Origin of the sequence: Populibacterium corticicola (assembly GCF_042683685.1) — a bacterium.
GTDB lineage: Bacteria > Actinomycetota > Actinomycetes > Actinomycetales > Cellulomonadaceae > Timonella > Timonella corticicola.
Genome location: NZ_JBHUOP010000004.1, coordinates 15,506 through 33,144 on the forward strand (window position 1 = coordinate 15,506; position 17,639 = coordinate 33,144).

Genomic DNA, 17,639 nt, shown 5'->3' on the forward strand with positions numbered 1-17,639 from the left:
AGACTCGATGCGGCCCGCGCACCGGTACCAGAAGGAAAGACAATGGCTGCCCCTCAACGCTCCTGGCGTTTACCACACATGTCCAACAGCAAGATCATGAACGCGATCGTCTTCGTTGTCATCATTGCGCTGCCCCTGCTCTATGCCGGACTGCTCAGTTCCGCCTACCAAGACCCGGTGGAGAACATCTCGCGGATGAAGGCCGCGGTCGTGAACCTCGACCACCCATACACTGCCGAACTGTCCACTGGGGAGAGCGAGACCTTTGCGCTCGGTGACGATCTGACCGAGAAACTCACCAATCCAGGTTCTGGTGATGAGGTTGGTTTCGACTGGCGTGTCATGGGGCGCGAAACCGCCGAGAAGGCACTGAAGAGCGAAGAGATCCGCGCCTACATGGTGATCCCGGAGGGCTTCTCACGGACCGCAGGATCCCTTGGAACCGATGAGGCGGCCAACCTTGACAAGGTCACACTCGAAATCGTGACCGATGATGGGGTGAACTACCTCGCGGGAACAATGGCGCGCACCGTTGCCGCAACCCTGGAGGGAGAACTCTCCTCCCAGGCTGCACAACAGTACATCGACACAGTCCTTGTGGCCATGACGAGCGTCCACGACGGATTCGAGGAAGCCGCTGATGGTGGAGACATACTCACCGATGGTTCAGCAGACCTGACAGATGGCCTCACAACACTCTCGGACGCGATTGCACAGGCAGGCGATGGCTCAGCGGATCTCAAAGACGGCAGTATCCAACTTGCAGAGGGTACAAAGAAACTCGGCTCTGCAATACCCGGTGTGACTCAGGGAGCCTCCGATCTCAAAAATGGTGCCACAGACCTGAACGATGGTGCACAAAAACTAGCGAGCGGCTCCCACACGTTGAACAAAGGGGTTGGGGACTTCACCGAGGGCGCTGACCAGGTGGCAGACGGCCTCGCAGAACTCAAAGCCAACACCAGGGCACTTGCCCAGGGCGCGAAAGCCCTCGCAGCAGGTGCCAAGGAGCTCACCCAGGGCACAGGCGAACTGACTACGGGTGCCGACAAACTCTCAGTCGGGGCCAAAGGCCTGGCTGCCGGCGGCAAAACCCTGGCCGAAGGAACCGCGGCCCTCAAACAGGGGAGCGCCAGTCTGCATGAGAACCTGACCAGCCTCAGTAAGGGTGGCGCGCCTCTCGTCGACGGAGCGCAAAACCTGAACGAGAGCACCTTGGCATTGCTCGCGGCATGCCAAGCCCAAGTCGGCGCAGAGAACCCGCTGTGCCAGGGGATCGCACAACTCAGCGAGGGTCAAACCTCCCTCGCACAGGGAATCAGGGAATACCAGGGCAGCACCGCAGCGCTCGCAGAGGGCGCGGCAACCCTCAACGCCAAGATCGCGGAACTCGACAAGGGGGCGGCAGAGCTCAGCAAGGGTGCGTCCGACCTAAGCGATGGCACGCGTGACCTCGCAGTAGGTGCAGCCCAACTGAACACCGGGGCGACTGAACTTGGTAAGGGAGCCTCCGCTCTCAACAGGTCCATCGGCTCCGCCAAAGACACTGCGCAGAGCAAGACGGTCATCGGCGCGATCAACACTCTCGAATCCGGTGCACGCCAGCTCTCCGGTCAATCCGGTGCGTTGCGCACGGGAGCGGCAGACCTCGACAAGGGTACGGGAACCTTGGCTGACGGTTCCTCAAAGCTCGCCGACGGTTCGACCCAGATGACCAAGAGATTGCCGGCATTGACTGACGCTGTCGCTCAACTGGACCAGGGCGCATCGGCACTCGCGGATGGTGCCAGCAGGCTCGACTCTGGCCTTGCCGAGATCGGTGACGGCGCATACAGCGCAGTCGATGGAGCTCAGAAACTCGCTGATGGTTCGAGTGAACTCACCGATGCGTTGCGCGAAGGATCGCAGAGGGTGCCCACCTACAGTGAGGCGGAGCAGGACTCGATCTCCAAGACCGCGTCCGCGATCACAGAGGTGGTTCCGGTGCGCGATAACGCGGTGGCCAACGCGGCTGGTGGATTTGGGCCAATGTTCCTCGCGCTATCCCTATGGATCGGTGGCATCGCTCTGTTCCTCGTGATGCCAGCGCTCGACCGTCGTCACTCAACGGCCGAGAAATGGTGGCACAGCGCCACACGACCAGCGGCCATTGGCCTTGCAGTGGCGATCTCTCAGGGCGTGCTTGCGGCACTCATCATCAATTGGGGTGTGCGGTTGCACGCGGCAAACCTGTGGGGACTCGTGGGCATCGCAGTCCTGGCATCAATCACCTTCGTGGCGATCAACCAGGCATGTGTCGCATTATTGAGTTACCGCGGACGCTTCGTGTCCATCGTGCTGCTCCTGCTGCAGATCACCTCAATGGGCGGCACGTTCCCCATCGAGACCGCGCCACGGTTCTTCCAGGCCGTACACGAGCTGCTTCCCATGACGTGGGTGCACTATGGGTTCCGAGCCACAATTGCCGGTGACGGTATCGAGGGTTATGCGTCGAAGGTGGTCCTCAACCTGTTGCTCTGGCTTGTTGTCTCGCTTGTCGTCGTGACTGTCAGCGCGAAGGCTCGGGCTGGTAGGCGCCCACTCGCGCACGACAACGCAAATCTCGGCGACATGCTCGACGCCGAAGCCGCGCCGTTCGGTACCGGAAGCCTCGAGTTGGAGGACCACAATGCTGTCGACGATACGGTCGATGTGGTTGTCACCGCGCGTCATCAGTAGTGAGAGCAGGCCATGACACAGACCTGGCCGGGTCGAGGGGACTGCCCGACGGGCAGCCCCCTCGACCTGTATGTGGGCGATAAGTATCCACCACTTGGACAGGGGAAATGCTCATCCGCTCAACTCTGGGGATAAGCCGACCTTCCCACCGTAAACGCCCACGTAACGCTCGAAAAAAGGTGAGAAGCAGGGCAGACTAGAGTCAATCGTCGAAAATCAAAGTGCTCTTCAGCAGTCCGCCAAAACACCGTCAGGGCTTCTGGCGCACCAATCTCGACCGACCCACCAACTTGCAAGGGAGCAGGACAGTGACTCAGGCCGTCAATGTAACCATCACCGGAGGCGCAGGTCAGATTGGATATGCGCTCGCGTTTCGTATCGCGCACGGCGACGTGTTTGGCCCAGAGGTACCCGTGAATCTGCATCTTTTGGAAATTCCTGCAGGGGTGCGAGCAGCGGAAGGCGTTGCGATGGAACTCGACGACAGCGCATTCCCACTGTTGAACTCGGTTCATGTCCACGACAATGCCCGTTCAGCCTTTGACGGCACCAACATGGTTGCGTTTGTCGGTGCACGCCCCCGCTCCAAGGGGATGGAACGGGCCGACCTGCTCGAGGCGAACGGGGGCATCTTCGGCCCACAGGGAACTGCGCTCGGCGAACACGCTGCCCCCGATGTCCGTGCCCTCGTCATCGGTAACCCCGCCAACACCAACGCCGCGATCCTGGCCGCCCATGCGCCGGACATTCCGGCAGGACGCATCACCGCAATGACCAGACTCGACCACAATCGTGCGGTCGCTATGCTGGCCAAGAAAACCGGAGCACCAGCCGCTGCCATCACTCGTATGAGTATTTGGGGAAACCACTCACCAACGCAGTACCCAGACCTGTTCCACGCACTCATCGATGGAGTACCCGCCACGGAGAAGATCGACGATCACGAGTGGGTCGCCCAGGAGTTCGTCCCCAGGGTGGCGCAGCGTGGAACCGAGATCATTCAGGCACGTGGTGCGTCGTCAGCAGCATCGGCAGCAAGCGCCACGATCGACCACCTGCACGACTGGGTGCACGGTACACCCAAGGGCGACTGGACCTCGGTCGCCATGCCATCGGATGGTTCCTACGGCGTACCGGAGGGGCTCATGTGCTCCTTCCCCATGCGTTCCATCAACGGCGAGTGGGAGATCGTGCAAGGGCTTGAGATCAGCGATTTCTCGCAAGGATACATTGACATCTCCGTCGAGGAACTCAAGCAGGAACTGAAGATCGTGGAGGAACTCGGGTTCACGCCAGGACTCTAAGCGCTATCCGCCAGTGACGGTACCCTGACCCTCGGTTGCACGCGGCTGGTATTGTCACCGAGATCACCTCAAATGCTTTGCGTTAACTGAGGTAACAGGAGCATGCTTATGTCATGCCGCGAACCCCACGAAAACAGAGTCTGGCCTACCATTTCGACTTCCGGCAACTCTGGATCGGGGACGCCCTCAGCCAGGTCGGTGCGCAACTCACGGCCCTCGCTCTACCCATCTACGCGGTGTCCACGCTCAAGGCGACTGAGATGCAGATGGGGTACCTCAACGCCTCTCAAACCGCCGCGTTTCTGCTCATAGGCCTGCCTGCGGGTGCCTGGATTGACCGGATGCGCAAGCGCAGCGTGCTGATCACCGCTGACCTCGTGCGTGGATTCGTGCTCGCCGCGGTGGTCATCCTTGCGTTGACCGGACACGGCAACATGACACTGCTCTATGCGGCTAGCCTTGTCCTCTCGATTGCGACGGTCTTCTTTGACGTGGCGCACCTCAGTTACGTGCCGGGACTGGTCGGGCTGAAACACGTCTCCGAGGGAAACACCAAGCTCCAGGCCACCTACTCGGTTGCTGCCGTGGCAGTTCCCGCAGTTGGTGGGTGGCTGCTCAAGATCCTTGCCGCACCGGTGCTCATCGCCGTGAATGTGGTGACCTACTTTGTGTCCGTGTTCTTCTTGTGGCGCATCAAGAAACGAGAAGAACTCCCGCCACGGGAGTCCCACCTGCCCATCGGCCAAGCGATAGCCGAAGGCCTACGGTTCATCGTGAAGACCCCGATGCTGAACCGGCTCGTGTTCTCGACCGGTGCGAGCGCACTCTTCGCGACGATGGGATGGACCATGCTCGTCAAGTATGTGGTCGATCACCTGGGAATCGATACTGGCTCGATCGGTCTGGTGCTGTCGGCCTCGGCGGTGGGCGGTATTCTCGGAGCGCTCGTGACCCGTAAGGCCACGCTCATTGTCGGGGAGGGACGGCTCATCGCTCTGTCCGCGCTAGCCACGCCGATACTGTTCGTGGGTATCCCGCTTGCCGACCCGCTCATGAAGGCCGGCATGAACCCGATGATCCCCCTCGTGGTCTCGGGCTTCCTCATGCAGGTCTCCAACACGTTCTTCAACGTGTCCCAGGTCAGCTTCCGTCAGCGGCTGTGCCCGCCTCACCTCCTTGGGCGCATGAATGCGTCGTTCCGGTTTATCGTGTGGGGTGGTATGCCGATTGCGAGTCTGCTGGGCGGACTCATCGCCACCCACTACGGCATGGTCGTGATGATGTGGGTCGTTGTGATCGGGGAGCTACTGTGCGCGTTGCCGCTCGTGTTCTCCAAGTTCATGAGCATGAAGGAACTTCCCGGCGGTGGGACCGTGGAAGAGATCAGCACCGAACACATCAACTAGTACAGAGGCATAGAGACAGGCTGGGTGCCTCCCCTGCGTAAGGGGAGGCACCCAGCCTGTCCTTATGTTGAAACTATCGGAACACGACCGTGCGGTCGCCGTTCATGAGCACTCGATGCTCGGCGTGCCACCGTACAGCCCGCGACAGCACTCGGCGCTCCACGTCTTGGCCAAGTGCCACGAACTGCTCGGCGGACATCTCGTGGTTCACGCGCTCGATGTCCTGCTCGATAATCGGACCCTCGTCGAGGTCCGCGGTGACGTAGTGGGATGTGGCACCGATCAACTTCACGCCACGGTGGTGGGCCTGGTGGTATGGCTTGGCACCCTTGAACGACGGCAGGAAGGAGTGGTGGATGTTGATGACCTTTCCGGACAGTGCGCGGCACAGATTGTCGGAGAGGACCTGCATGTAGCGGGCGAGCACCACGAGTTCGGCGTCGAGTTCCTCAACGAGCGCCAACAGTTCGGCTTCAGCCTGCGGCTTGGTTGCGGCGGTGACGGGGATATGGCGGAACGGCACCCCATAGAACCGGGCGAGTTCCTGGAGATCGGTGTGGTTGCCGACAACGGCCACGACCTCGATGGGTAGATCGGAGGCGCGCTGGTGGAACAGTAGGTCGTTGAGCGCGTGGGCTGCCTTGGACACCATGAGAATCGTGCGCATTGGGCGGCCGACCAGGTCGAGGTTCCAGTTCAACTGGAACTCGCGTGCAAGAGGCTCAATCGCCGTGGTCAGTCGTTCGCGCGAAACCTCCGCGAGCACTTGGACCCGCATGAAGAACAGATTGGTCTCCGCGTCACCGAACTGCTTGGACTCGGTAATGTTCCCACCCAGTTCCGCAAGCATTCCGGCGACGGCGTGCACGATGCCGGGACGGTCGGGGCAGGAGAGCGTCAGAACCCAGTGAGTGGGCGAAGAATTGATAGTCACGGACATTAGATTACTTCGAACGGCGTGGACAATGACGCGATTGTTGGCAAAATCTGCCACTATATACGCATGAGTGAGCCAGAGATCACAGTCGCACTGTTGGATGCGGACGTTGCGGGAGAGCTTTTGACGCTGCGCCGCGCCGCCTTCGTGACGGAGGCGCAAGCCTACGGCGACCCGAACATTCCCCCTTTGACCCAAACCCTTGAAGAGCTGATCGCGGATCTGAACAGTGACGACGTGGTCACGCTCGGTGCCTGGCTGGGCCATCGCTTGGTGGGTTCGGTGCGCGTGGAGCTTGAAGACGGCAAGGCGACGCTCGGTCGCCTTGCGGTTGCCCCCGATTTGCAGGGCCAGGGCATCGGCACGCAGATGATGTATGCGGTGTTGCCGCACCTTCCGGAGGAAACCACTGAGATCTGGGTGTTCACGGGCAAGGACTCCAAGCAGAACCTCGCGTTGTATCAGGACCAGGGTTATGAGCACCAGCACGACAAGTCGGTTGGCGACCTCACGTTTGCCTACCTGCGTAAGATCCTCGGTGAAGACGAGGTCGAGGGCGACACCACAGACTGATCCCACCCACGTTTCATGGAGGGCTTGGGCCGCGTAGTACGCGGCCCAAGCCCTCTGTGCATTGTGTCACCTGTAGCCACAGATTGGCGACGAAACCCACAGATTGGTTGAGACTCTCGCGCTGGGAAGATGGCTGGGGTGCGTAGCAGGATGGTTGTGCTAGACGCTGAGGTCAGTCGCTCCGGTGATGAGCGAGACCAAGCGTTCGTAGGTGATGTCGGCCGTGTGGAAGATACCGTTGTTTCGCCCGAGCCGCATGACCATGATGCGGTCAGCGATGGCCTGAACCTCGGCTAGGTTGTGGCTGATCACCACGATGCCGAGTCCTCGTTCACGCAACCCTTCGATCAGGGTGAGCACCTCTGCGCTCTGGGTGACGGACAGGGCGGAGGTGGGTTCGTCGAGAAGGATGACCTTGGGGTTTCCGAGCATGGTGCGGGCAATGGCCACGGACTGCTTCTGGCCACCGGACAGATGTGCCACCGGAGTGCGGATGGACGGCATCCTGGCCTTGAGGGTGCGGAACAACCGGACGGCCTCGTCTTCCATCGCGTTCTCGTTGAGGAAACCACCCGATGCCCATTCGCGCCCGAGGTACAGGTTGGACACGATGGAGAGATTCTCCGCAAGGGCGAGGTCTTGGAACACGGTGGCGATGCCAAGGGACTGCGCCGCGGCGGGGGATGGGATCGAGACGGGCTTACCGTCGAACAGCAGCGTGCCCGATGTCGGAGTGTAGACCCCAGCGAGGATCTTGACCAGCGTGGACTTTCCCGAGCCATTGTCTCCAACGACGGCCACAACCTCGCCCGGATACACGTCAAGCTCTATGTGGCTGAGCGCGTGAACGGCTTTGAAGTGTTTGGAGACGTCGCGCATCGACAACAGCGGTGTCGAGCGGTTGTGGCCGGACGTCAGCGGACCGGTTGTGACGTCGTCGTTCACTGGTCCTCCATTCGATTGGTGGCGGGGGCGGCAAGGTTGTTGAGCAGATTGGCGGCTTCTGCCCGGGATAGTGCGTAGTGGATCGCACCTGTCAGTTCGGCATCCGCGCCGAGTTTTCCAGGGACCACTTGGACTGCGTCGGCAACGCCGGGTAGCGAATAGCGGGCGATCGCCTCACGGATGGGGTCGAGTAGGGTTGTGCCCGCTTGGGTGAGTTCGCCGCCTACGATAATGCGCTCGGGATTGAACACGTTACCGAGGTTGGCGGCGGCAAGGCCGATCTTGCGCCCGGCGTCGGAGATGACTCGACTGCAGCCGAGGTCGCCTTCCATCGCATGGCGCAGTAGATCCTTGAGCGTGAGGACACCGTGACTGACGCGCAGAGAGTCGAGCAGGACTGAGGCGCCAGCCTCGGTCTCGAGGCAACCTCGATTACCGCAACGACAGATCGCGCCGTCGGGATTGACCGTCATGTGCCCGAATTCGCCGGCTGATCCGTTGGCGCCCCAGAACAGTTGCCCGTTGATGATCAGTCCCGCGCCGATACCCTGGCCTGCTTGGATGTAGAGGGCGTTTTGCGCGCCCAGGGCGGCTCCCGCGCGAAGTTCCCCGAGCGCCCCCATATTGGACGCGTTGGCCACCCAGACCGGTTTGTTCATGCGTTCGGCCATCACGTCAGCGACGCGGACGTTGTCCCAGCCGCGCAGAATACCGGGTGAGGAGATCTGTCCCGTCTCAAGGTTCACGGGCGCAGGCAGCGCGATGGACAGGCCGATGAGTTCTTGCGGGTCCGCATCGACGGTTTCGAGCATGTCCGCAATGAGTAGCGCAGCCCGGTCGAGGCCCGCGTCTGCGCGGTGGTCTGCGCCGAGTGGTTGAGAGTTCTGGGTGACGATCGTGCCGGAGGTGTCCGCAAGCGCCACGCGCATCGAGCGAATCCCGAATTGCAGGGCGGCGATGACGCCAGGGGTGCGCGCGAGGGTCACCTGCTGTGCGCGACGTCCGGATCGGATCGAGTAGCTCGTGTTGACAACGCCGTGGGCTGTCAGTTCTTTCACGATGTTGGACACAGTCGCCGCGGACAGTCCTGTGGCACCCGCGAGCTCGATTTGTGTGAGCCCGCCGAACTGTTTGATCGCGTCGATGATCCGCGAACGATTCTGTTCGCGGAGCGAGGACTGCGACCCGACTGTGGGAGGCTTTGCGTTCACATCTTGAACTTTAGCGGGAGTTGCGGTTTCTAGGCGAATATTCCCCGACACGGAGCTTCTAGCGCGTCCTGCAGGGAGGGCGCGGCCGTGGCAGCCGCCGTATCGTCGTCAATGTGCCGCTCTCTTTGAGAGCGCGTAAAAACGCGTATGCAGACGTCGTGAATGGAGAACCCAGCGCTCGCACACGGTAGGGAGAACGCGCGAGTGCGCTCACGCACGGATTGCCGACGAGTCGGTCACGTCCCAGCATCAACTTGCGTAAGTGTGACTTGGCTCTAGGCGACTGTGACTACCACGCGCCCGCGCAATCCGTTAGGATTGTGCACAGTCACGACTGGCGCAGTCTGCCCAAACAGGAACGCATCCAGAGCGTTCACATGGTGTCGGTTTCACTCACTTACCTGGAGTGCGGCCTAACATTGCAGGCGTGGTGGGTTACCACCGGGGAGTGACACTTTATCTCGACTTAGGGTCGTTCGCCTGGGCCCGGTCACCACACGAGTGTGTGCTGAACCGGTCTGTCTTATTTCCGTCTGAGCACACTGCAGTTTCACACGTCCGCGGAAACCTCCGCACTGACAAGGAGAATCATGACTGCCCACAACGAATCGGTGATGAATCAGGGCCTCGCTCAGGTCGACCCAGAAATCGCCGCTGTACTCGATGGTGAACTCGCACGTCAGCGCGGCACTCTCGAGATGATCGCATCCGAGAACTTCGTGCCTCGCTCCGTGCTGCAGGCGCAGGGGTCGGTTCTGACCAACAAATACGCCGAGGGCTACCCAGGCAAGCGCTACTACGGTGGCTGCGAAGAGGTGGACATCGCCGAGAACCTCGCGATCACCCGCGCAAAGGAACTATTCGGCGCGGAATACGCGAACGTCCAGCCCCACGCTGGTGCCCAGGCAAACGCCGCCGTGCTGCACGCGCTCATCAACGCCGGCGACAAGATCATGGGTTTGAACCTTGCGCATGGCGGTCACCTGACCCACGGTATGAAGATCAACTTCTCCGGAAAGCTCTACCAGGTCGCTGCGTACGGCGTTGAGGAAGAGACCTCGCGCCTGGACATGGACAAGGTCCGAGAGCAGGCTCTTGCTGAGCGTCCAAACGTGCTGATCGCCGGTTGGTCCGCATATCCGCGGCACATCGACTTCGAGGCATTCCGCTCTATCGCCGATGAGGTTGGCGCCTACCTGTGGACTGACATGGCCCACTTTGCCGGACTCGTTGCCGCTGGCCTGCACCCAAGTCCAGTCCCACACTCGGATGTTGTCTCCTCGACCGTGCACAAGACCATCGGCGGTCCACGTTCCGGTTTCATCCTTGCCAAGGAGCAATACGGCAAGAAGCTCAACTCTGCGGTCTTCCCAGGCCAGCAGGGTGGCCCTCTCATGCACGTCATCGCAGCGAAGGCCGTCGCGTTCAAGATCGCCGGAAGCGACGAGTTCAAGGAGCGTCAAGAGCGCGTACTGCGCGGCGCAAAGATCATCGCGGAGCGGCTCATCCAGCCAGACGTCACCGAAGCGGGCGTCACCGTGTTGACCGGTGGCACCGATGTTCACCTCGTGCTCGTTGACCTGCGCAAGTCCCCACTCGATGGGCAGCAGGCCGAAGACCTCCTCCACGAGGTGGGCATCACCGTGAACCGCAACGCCATCCCATTCGACCCACGCCCGCCAGCGGTCACCTCCGGTCTGCGTATCGGTACCCCGGCGCTCGCGGCCCGTGGCTTCGGCGACACCGAGTTCACCGAGGTGGCCGACATTATCGCTGAAGCACTCAAGGCCGGTCAGTCCGCCGACGTTGAGGCTCTGCGTGCACGGGTCACCAAACTGGCCGACAGCTTCGAACTGTACCCGGAGTTGGCGCAGTACTAAAGACACCACATGAGATGGGCCGCGTTCGCAGCGGCCCATCTTGTGTCTTACGGCCCCGCTCGCCCGTGAGCCAGCGTTGCGCCGCACATACTCGTGGCATCTTAAGTGAAGGTGAAGACATGACCGCACAGATTCTCGATGGCAAGGCGGCGGCGGCCGCAATCAAAGAAGAACTCAAAACCCGTGTTGCAGCGCTTGCGGACAAAGGTGTTGTACCAGGGCTCGGCACACTGCTCGTAGGCGAGGACCCTGGCTCACAGTGGTACGTCGCAGGAAAGCACCGCGACTGCGCTGAGGTTGGGATATCCTCGATCCGCGAGGACCTACCGGGCGATGCCTCGGAAGCAGACATCATCGCCGCAATTGAACGGCTGAACGACAACCCCGAATGCACCGGCTACATCGTGCAGTTGCCTCTGCCCAAGGGCGTGGACACCAACAAGATCCTCGAACTCATTGACCCGGCGAAGGATGCAGACGGCTTGCACCCGACCAACCTCGGCCGTCTTGTCCTGCGCGTCAACGAGGAGATCGACTCCCCGCTGCCATGCACCCCCGCTGGCATCATTGGCCTCATTGAACGCAACGGCGTCTCGCTCGCAGGCAAGCACGTCGTGGTTGTCGGCCGCGGCACCACCGTGGGCCGTTCGATCGGCCTGCTGTTGACCCGCAGGGCCGTCAACGCGACCGTGACCCTCACGCACACGGGGACCGTGGACCTTGAAGGCCATATCCGTCAGGCAGACGTGGTGATCGGTGCCGCAGGTGTTCCAGGCATCGTCAAGGCCGAATGGGTGAAGCCGGGGTCGGTTCTGATTGATGTTGGTGTCTCGCGTGCGACCGACCCGGAGACCGGGAAATCCAAGGTGGTGGGGGACGTCGACCCTGCCGCGGCAGAGGTTGCTGGCTGGATCTCCCCGAACCCAGGCGGAGTCGGTCCGATGACCCGTGCGTTCCTCCTTGAAAACGTCGTCGCGACGGCGGAACGCAATTCTCGCTGAACGCTTGTACGCGGGGTATCGCGCCTCTCATTCGGCCCGCTCCTCATCATGAGGGGCGGGCCGCTTTGCATCTCGGCCAACCACCTATCCGGCACATGGTCTATTCCAACTAATGGACAGGTGTCTCAAAAATGTGGTTTACGGCAATCGTGGAATTTGTGCGCGCAACATACTTGCATGTCAAGGGTCTTTTGGGCGATGCCTGTCAAAGGGTGTCTCTCGGGTGAGTGAGAGTGATGCGTGAAAACGGCCCAAATGCGCCAAAAAGTGATCCACCGCACGTTACTGGCGAGCTGATGGCGCGGCTGGCTGATGGTCAAGCGCTTTACGTGGGGTGAAGTCCATAGGGAATTATGCCCATGCAGAAATGAGACAAATTGTCTCAACGTAAAAATTAGCAGTCGTCAAACGTTTGATGAGAGTGGTTGCATTGCCCCTACAGGGCAAAAGGAACTCGCGTACACAAGGAAGTGGCGACTGAGGAGCACGTCAACGTCAAGCGTTCAACTATATGTCGCTCGGAGTTTGAACTGCTTCGATATTTTTGCCCCGTTGCGTTATCAGGCCAAGACCGGCCACCGAACCACACAGACGCAGGACAAGGACAAGACATGACACAGCGGAGAACCACGCTGCGCAGAGGTGTAGCCTCGCTGCTTGCAAGCGCATTGCTTGCGGCGCCCATGGCAACAATCGTCGCAGCCCCAGCCGCCGCGAATGGAATAACATCCATCGCGGAAATTCAGGGCACAGGACCTGCAACCACCCTCACTGGAACCGTAACCACTCGCGGTGTTGTCACTGCCGCGTACCCGACCGGTGGTTTCAGAGGTTTTGTTATCCAAACCGAGGGAACCGGCCCCAGCAACAAGACCGTTGACGCATCGGACGCGATCTTCGTCTACCTAAACACCGCCGCAGTGGACACCTATCCCGCGGTAGGAGACTTCGTCGAGGTTACCGGTACGCCCGGCGAATTCAATGGGCTAACCCAACTCAGCAACCCGACCGTCGCCCCTGTGGCAGACGAGGACTTCACGGTACCTGAACCCATTGCCCTCGAATGGCCTGAAACTGACGAGGCACGTGAGGTCTACGAATCGATGTTGGTGGCACCAGCAGGTACGTACACCGTCTCGAACACCTACTCGACCAACCAGTACGGTGAAGTCGGTCTCGCGTTCGGCACGAAGCCGCTCGAACAACCAACCGACCTTGCACGCCCAAACACTTCAGAGGCAGCGGACGTTGAGGCCGACAACGCCCGTCGTGCGGTCACGCTTGACGATGGCGCAACCACAAACTTCCTGAGTTCGGCGAACTCAGGGTTGACTCCACCCTACGTGTCGGTTGAAAACCCTGTGCGGGTTGGAGCAGCAGCGACCTTCGCGGACTCGGTCATTGTGGACTACCGCAACAACACCTGGAAACTCAACCCGACGTCTGCCACCCCAGCAGGCGAAGAGGTCGCCACATTCAGCAACACGCGAACCACCTCGCCTGACTCAGACAAGCTTGGGGCCGCAACCCACACGATCGCCGCGTTCAACGTGCTGAACTACTTCACCACAACGGGCGAGGACTGGTCCCAGACCTGCACGAACTACAAAGATCGTGCGGGTAACCCAATCACGGTCAATTCGTGCCCAGACAACGGTCCACGAGGCGCGTGGAATGCAGAGAACCTGAAACGTCAAGAAGACAAGATCGTTGCAGCGATCAACAAGGTCGATGCATCGGTCATCGGTCTCATGGAGATCGAGAACTCCGCGAAGCTCGGCGAAACCGCAGACGAGGCAACCGCAACCCTGGTTGAAAAACTCAACGCTGCGGCGCAAAGCGACAAGTGGGACTATGTTCGTTCCTCCAGCGACCTTCCAGAAATTGCTCAGCAGGACGTGATCACCAACGCGATCATCTACCAAAAGGACGAGGTTCAGCCGGTTGGAACATCCCGTGCACTCGGTAACGCGAGCGCAACGGGACAGCCATACGTCAACGCCCGCGAGCCAATAGGTCAGGCATTCGTGCCAGTTGGTGGCGGCGAGCCATTCTTCGTTGTGGTCAACCACTTCAAGTCGAAGGGCTCGGCAGGACCACTGGAAGGCGATGCGGACGCCGGCGATGGACAGGGCGCATCGAACGCCTCACGCATCGCTCAAGCCCAAGCGCTCGCGGACTGGGTGCCCCAGGCACTCGTAACCATCAAGAGCGAAACCGGCAGGACTGTCGAAGACGTAGCGCTTCTCGGCGACTTTAACTCCTACGCCCAAGAAGACCCAATGCAGGTCTTCTACAACGCGGGATACAAGAACGCGACCAAGGAACACAACGCTGGCGAGTACTCCTATTCGTACCAGGGCCTGTCTGGATCGCTCGACCATGTGTTGTACTCGGAATCATTCGCGGACCGCGTGACCGGATCGGATGTCTGGGAGATCAACTCACCAGAATCCATCGCTCTCGAATACAGCCGCCACAACTACCACGGAACCCTGTTCTACGCGCCAGACGCTTATCGATCCTCGGACCATGACCCAGTCATTCTGGGAATTCTCGGTGGCGAATCAGACGTCACCGATATTCACCTGATTGACATCAACGACTTCCACGGACGCATCGACGCCAACACCGTCAAGTTCGCTGGGACGATTGAGAAGTTGCGCGCCGAGAGCGGTGAGGACAACACCCTGTTCCTATCGGCAGGTGACAACATCGGCGCATCGCTCTTTGCATCCTCAGTGGCGCAGGACAAGCCAACCCTTGACGTTCTCAACGCACTTGACCTGGCGACCTCGGCGGTCGGAAACCACGAGTTCGATCAGGGGATGGACGACCTCATCGGTCGGGTCAGCGATGAATCCGACTTCAACTATCTTGGTGCCAACGTCTACCACAAGGGAACCGAGAACCCTGCGCTCAAGGAATATGACCTCTTTGACGTTGATGGTGTTCGTGTCGGTGTGATCGGTGCTGTCACCGAGGAGACCCCAACCCTTGTGTCCCCAGGTGGCATCGCGTCCCTTGATTTCGGTGATCCTGTCGCCGCAGTCAACCGCGTGGCTGAGCAACTCACCGACGGCAACGAGGACAACGACGAAGCAGACGTCATCGTCGCTCTCTACCACGAGGGTGCCGGAGCGGGAACACCAGATGGGTCCTCGTTGACCCAGGAGATCGCCGCGGGCGGTGCCTTTGCAAAGATCGTGACCCAAACGGATGAGAACGTCTCGGCGATCTTCACCGGCCACACCCACAAGCAGTACGCGTGGCTCGCAGACAACGGCAACAAGGCAAAGCGACCAGTCGTTCAGACCGGAAGCTACGGTGAGAACATCGGCCACATCAGTTTGACCGTGGACAAGAACACCAAGGAAGTACTCAACGCGACCGCAACCAACGTGGCCCGCGTAACCACGGACGACGCAACTCTCGTGTCAACCTATCCTCGAGTCGAGGAAGTCAAGACAATCGTTGACGCGGCGCTCGCATACGCCCAAGTGGAAGGTGGCAAGCCCGTCGGCTCGATCGCCGCGGACATCACCTCGGCGTTCACAGGTGGCGAGTACGTGGACGGTAAGTTCACCGCAGGATCGGATGGCGCACGGGACAACCGCGCCGAGGCCTCCGCGCTCGGCAACCTTGTCGCTGACTCACTGCGCGAGACTCTCGCCGCTGAAGAACGCGGCGGCGCAGACATCGGCGTGGTCAACCCAGGTGGTCTGCGTGCAGACCTGCGTATGAAGGGCGAGGACGGAACGATCACCTACGCGGAGGCTAACGCAGTCCTTCCGTTCGTGAACAACCTCTGGACCACCAACCTCACTGGCGCCCAGGTCAAGACCATGCTTGAGCAACAGTGGCAGACCAACCCAGATGGTTCCATCCCATCGCGGCCCTACCTCCAACTCGGACTCTCTGAGAACGTGACCTACACGTATGACGAGAGCCGAGCCCTGGGAGACCGCATCACGTCGATCACGATTGACGGACAGCCTATCGACCCGGCCGCAACATACACGATCGGTACCTTCTCCTTCCTGGCTCAGGGTGGCGACAACTTCCGAGTGTTCAACAGCGCAACCGGAACCCGCGACTCCGGGCTCATTGACCGGGACGCGTGGGTGAGCTACCTACAGACACATGAGGATCTGGAACCGAGCTTCGCGCGGTCCGGAGTCAGCGTCGAGGGATTTGACGGTGAGGTGGCAGCCAAGGTTGGAGAGAACGTCAGCCTCAACCTTGCTCGACTGAATGTCTTCTCGCTCGGTGCTCCTGCCAACACGGAGCTGGTGGCCACGTGGACGGGTGGAACCCTGACCGGTTCGGTCCCCGCCGGAACGGTCACGATCAGTGGCAACAGTGTGACGGCCGATCTGACTGTGCCGGAAGGTGCAGTCGGTGCTGGAAGCCTGGTGCTCGTCGCCAATCCATCGGGAACCACCATCGCCCTACCAGCCAAGGTGGAGGCTGCCGATCCACCCACCCCAGCCGAGACAATCGTTACGCTGACGGCTGGTAAGGCAGTCGCCGGGCAGAAGACGCCGCTGACGATCACCGTTACGCAGGATGGCGTCAAGCTGGACGGCAAGGTCGACATCCGCGAGGGCAACAAGACCATCGCAAGCGGAACCGCCAAGGCAGGTCAGGCGAAGATCGACGTGGTTCTCACAGAGGGCAAGCACACCCTCGTCGCAGTGTTCACGCCCACCTCTGGGTCGTCGGTGAACTCCAAAGCGGTCACCATCACGGTCGCTCCAGCCGAGCAGCCAGTGGGTAAGACCACCGTCACGCTCACAGCAGGAAAGTCCGTTGCAGGTAAGAAGACAACCCTTACCGTGACAGCAAGGGAAGGCAGCGCGGGGCTGAACGGTTCGGTCAAGATTCGTGAGGGCAACAAGACCATCGCGACTACCACCGTCAAGAACGGCCAGGCCAAGGTCGACGCCACGTTCAAGGCTGGAACACACCGTCTCGTCGCAGTGTTCACACCAGCCAAGGGCACGGAAACCAGTTCCAAGGAACTGGTTGTCAAAACCGGTAAGACCACCGCGAAAGTCACTGCAACCCTCAGCAAGAAAACAGTGACCTATCCATCAAAGGCCACCATCAAGGTGACCGTACGCGGTGACAGCGTGCGCCCAACCGGAAAGATTGAGATCCGCAACGGCAAGAAGAAGATCGCAACCGCGACCCTCAAGAAGGCAGCCGGAAACACGGCAACGGCAACAGTGAAACTGCCGAAGCTCAAGCCGGGCAAGTACACCTTGAGTGCACGCTACGTTGGAGACTCTCAGGTTAGCGCGGCAACCAGCAAGAGTGTGAAGGCCACTGTCAAAAAGCAGAAGTCCACGACCAAGGTGGCCGTGTCCAACGGCGGGCGTACCGTCAAGGTGACCGTCAGTGCCAAGGAGCGGGCTACTGGAAAGGTGACCCTCACGGTCAATGGCAGGACCTACAGCGAGAAGTTGTCGAAGGGTAGGGCAACCATCACGGTGCAACGTCCCTACTCCTGGGGTAACTACACCTACAAGGTGAGCTACGCGGGCAACACGGCGACCGCGAAGTCCACGGGATCGGCGAGGTACTACGTAGGCCGTTGACACGGTGAACGCTACTCGTTAGTGGACACAACAGGGGCGGGTATCGCATATGCGGTGCCCG

At 60.5% G+C, this 17,639-nt stretch carries 9 protein-coding genes, 1 pseudogene and 1 riboswitch; of the genes and pseudogenes, 7 read left to right on the plus strand and 3 right to left on the minus strand.

Annotated elements, in window-relative coordinates; genetic code table 11:
* Positions 1–42: 42 nt before the first annotated feature.
* The 3 genes from ACFSYH_RS09620 (at position 43) to ACFSYH_RS09630 (ending at position 5,428) form a co-directional block, all read left to right on the plus strand.
* Positions 43–2,718: a YhgE/Pip domain-containing protein gene (locus tag ACFSYH_RS09620; protein WP_377466728.1), complete on the plus strand. Its 2,676-nt coding sequence runs from the start codon at positions 43–45 to the stop codon at positions 2,716–2,718.
* A 308-nt stretch (positions 2,719–3,026) separates the two neighbouring features.
* Complete coding sequence (locus tag ACFSYH_RS09625; RefSeq protein WP_377466729.1) at positions 3,027–4,022, plus strand: malate dehydrogenase; 996 nt, start codon at positions 3,027–3,029, stop codon at positions 4,020–4,022.
* Positions 4,023–4,135: 113 nt separating this feature from the next.
* Positions 4,136–5,428 carry an MFS transporter gene (locus tag ACFSYH_RS09630; protein WP_377466730.1) on the plus strand — a complete coding sequence of 431 codons (1,293 nt, stop codon included), beginning with the start codon at positions 4,136–4,138 and terminating at the stop codon, positions 5,426–5,428.
* A gap of 73 nt (positions 5,429–5,501) precedes the next feature.
* Here the strand turns inward: ACFSYH_RS09630 and purU are convergent, their stop codons facing one another.
* Positions 5,502–6,368 carry a formyltetrahydrofolate deformylase gene (gene purU, locus ACFSYH_RS09635; protein ID WP_377466732.1) on the minus strand — a complete coding sequence of 289 codons (867 nt, stop codon included), beginning with the start codon at positions 6,366–6,368 and terminating at the stop codon, positions 5,502–5,504.
* Between the two features lie 63 nt (positions 6,369–6,431).
* On the opposite strand from purU, the gene ACFSYH_RS09640 reads away from it, so the two are divergent.
* Positions 6,432–6,938, plus strand: coding sequence for a GNAT family N-acetyltransferase (locus tag ACFSYH_RS09640; protein WP_377466733.1), 507 nt, complete (start codon positions 6,432–6,434; stop codon positions 6,936–6,938).
* Between the two features lie 159 nt (positions 6,939–7,097).
* Here ACFSYH_RS09640 and ACFSYH_RS09645 read toward each other — a convergent pair.
* Together ACFSYH_RS09645 and ACFSYH_RS09650 are read right to left on the minus strand one after the other, a co-directional pair.
* Positions 7,098–7,754: pseudogene (locus ACFSYH_RS09645) on the minus strand (ATP-binding cassette domain-containing protein); the annotation flags it as partial.
* A 125-nt stretch (positions 7,755–7,879) separates the two neighbouring features.
* Entirely contained in the window at positions 7,880–9,094 is a 1,215-nt protein-coding gene (locus ACFSYH_RS09650) for an ROK family transcriptional regulator (protein WP_377466734.1), read from the minus strand.
* A gap of 320 nt (positions 9,095–9,414) precedes the next feature.
* Positions 9,415–9,587: riboswitch (ZMP/ZTP riboswitch) on the plus strand.
* 97 nt (positions 9,588–9,684) lie between these two features.
* On the opposite strand from ACFSYH_RS09650, the gene glyA reads away from it, so the two are divergent.
* From glyA to ACFSYH_RS09665, 3 genes are all read left to right on the plus strand, one after another.
* Positions 9,685–10,974: a serine hydroxymethyltransferase gene (glyA, locus tag ACFSYH_RS09655; RefSeq protein WP_377466735.1), complete on the plus strand. Its 1,290-nt coding sequence runs from the start codon at positions 9,685–9,687 to the stop codon at positions 10,972–10,974.
* Positions 10,975–11,093: 119 nt separating this feature from the next.
* Positions 11,094–11,975: a bifunctional methylenetetrahydrofolate dehydrogenase/methenyltetrahydrofolate cyclohydrolase gene (locus ACFSYH_RS09660; protein WP_377466736.1), complete on the plus strand. Its 882-nt coding sequence runs from the start codon at positions 11,094–11,096 to the stop codon at positions 11,973–11,975.
* A 611-nt stretch (positions 11,976–12,586) separates the two neighbouring features.
* Complete coding sequence (locus ACFSYH_RS09665; RefSeq protein WP_377466737.1) at positions 12,587–17,578, plus strand: ExeM/NucH family extracellular endonuclease; 4,992 nt, start codon at positions 12,587–12,589, stop codon at positions 17,576–17,578.
* The last annotated feature ends 61 nt before the right edge of the window (positions 17,579–17,639 follow it).

Coding starts and splice junctions, on each gene's coding strand:
- ACFSYH_RS09620 (WP_377466728.1), top strand. CDS start 43: ATGGCTGCCCCTCAACGCTCCTGGCGTTTACCACACATGTCCAACAGC.
- ACFSYH_RS09630 (WP_377466730.1), top strand. CDS start 4,136: ATGCCGCGAACCCCACGAAAACAGAGTCTGGCCTACCATTTCGACTTC.
- purU (WP_377466732.1), bottom strand. CDS start 6,368: ATGTCCGTGACTATCAATTCTTCGCCCACTCACTGGGTTCTGACGCTC.
- ACFSYH_RS09640 (WP_377466733.1), top strand. CDS start 6,432: ATGAGTGAGCCAGAGATCACAGTCGCACTGTTGGATGCGGACGTTGCG.
- glyA (WP_377466735.1), top strand. CDS start 9,685: ATGACTGCCCACAACGAATCGGTGATGAATCAGGGCCTCGCTCAGGTC.
- ACFSYH_RS09660 (WP_377466736.1), top strand. CDS start 11,094: ATGACCGCACAGATTCTCGATGGCAAGGCGGCGGCGGCCGCAATCAAA.
- ACFSYH_RS09665 (WP_377466737.1), top strand. CDS start 12,587: ATGACACAGCGGAGAACCACGCTGCGCAGAGGTGTAGCCTCGCTGCTT.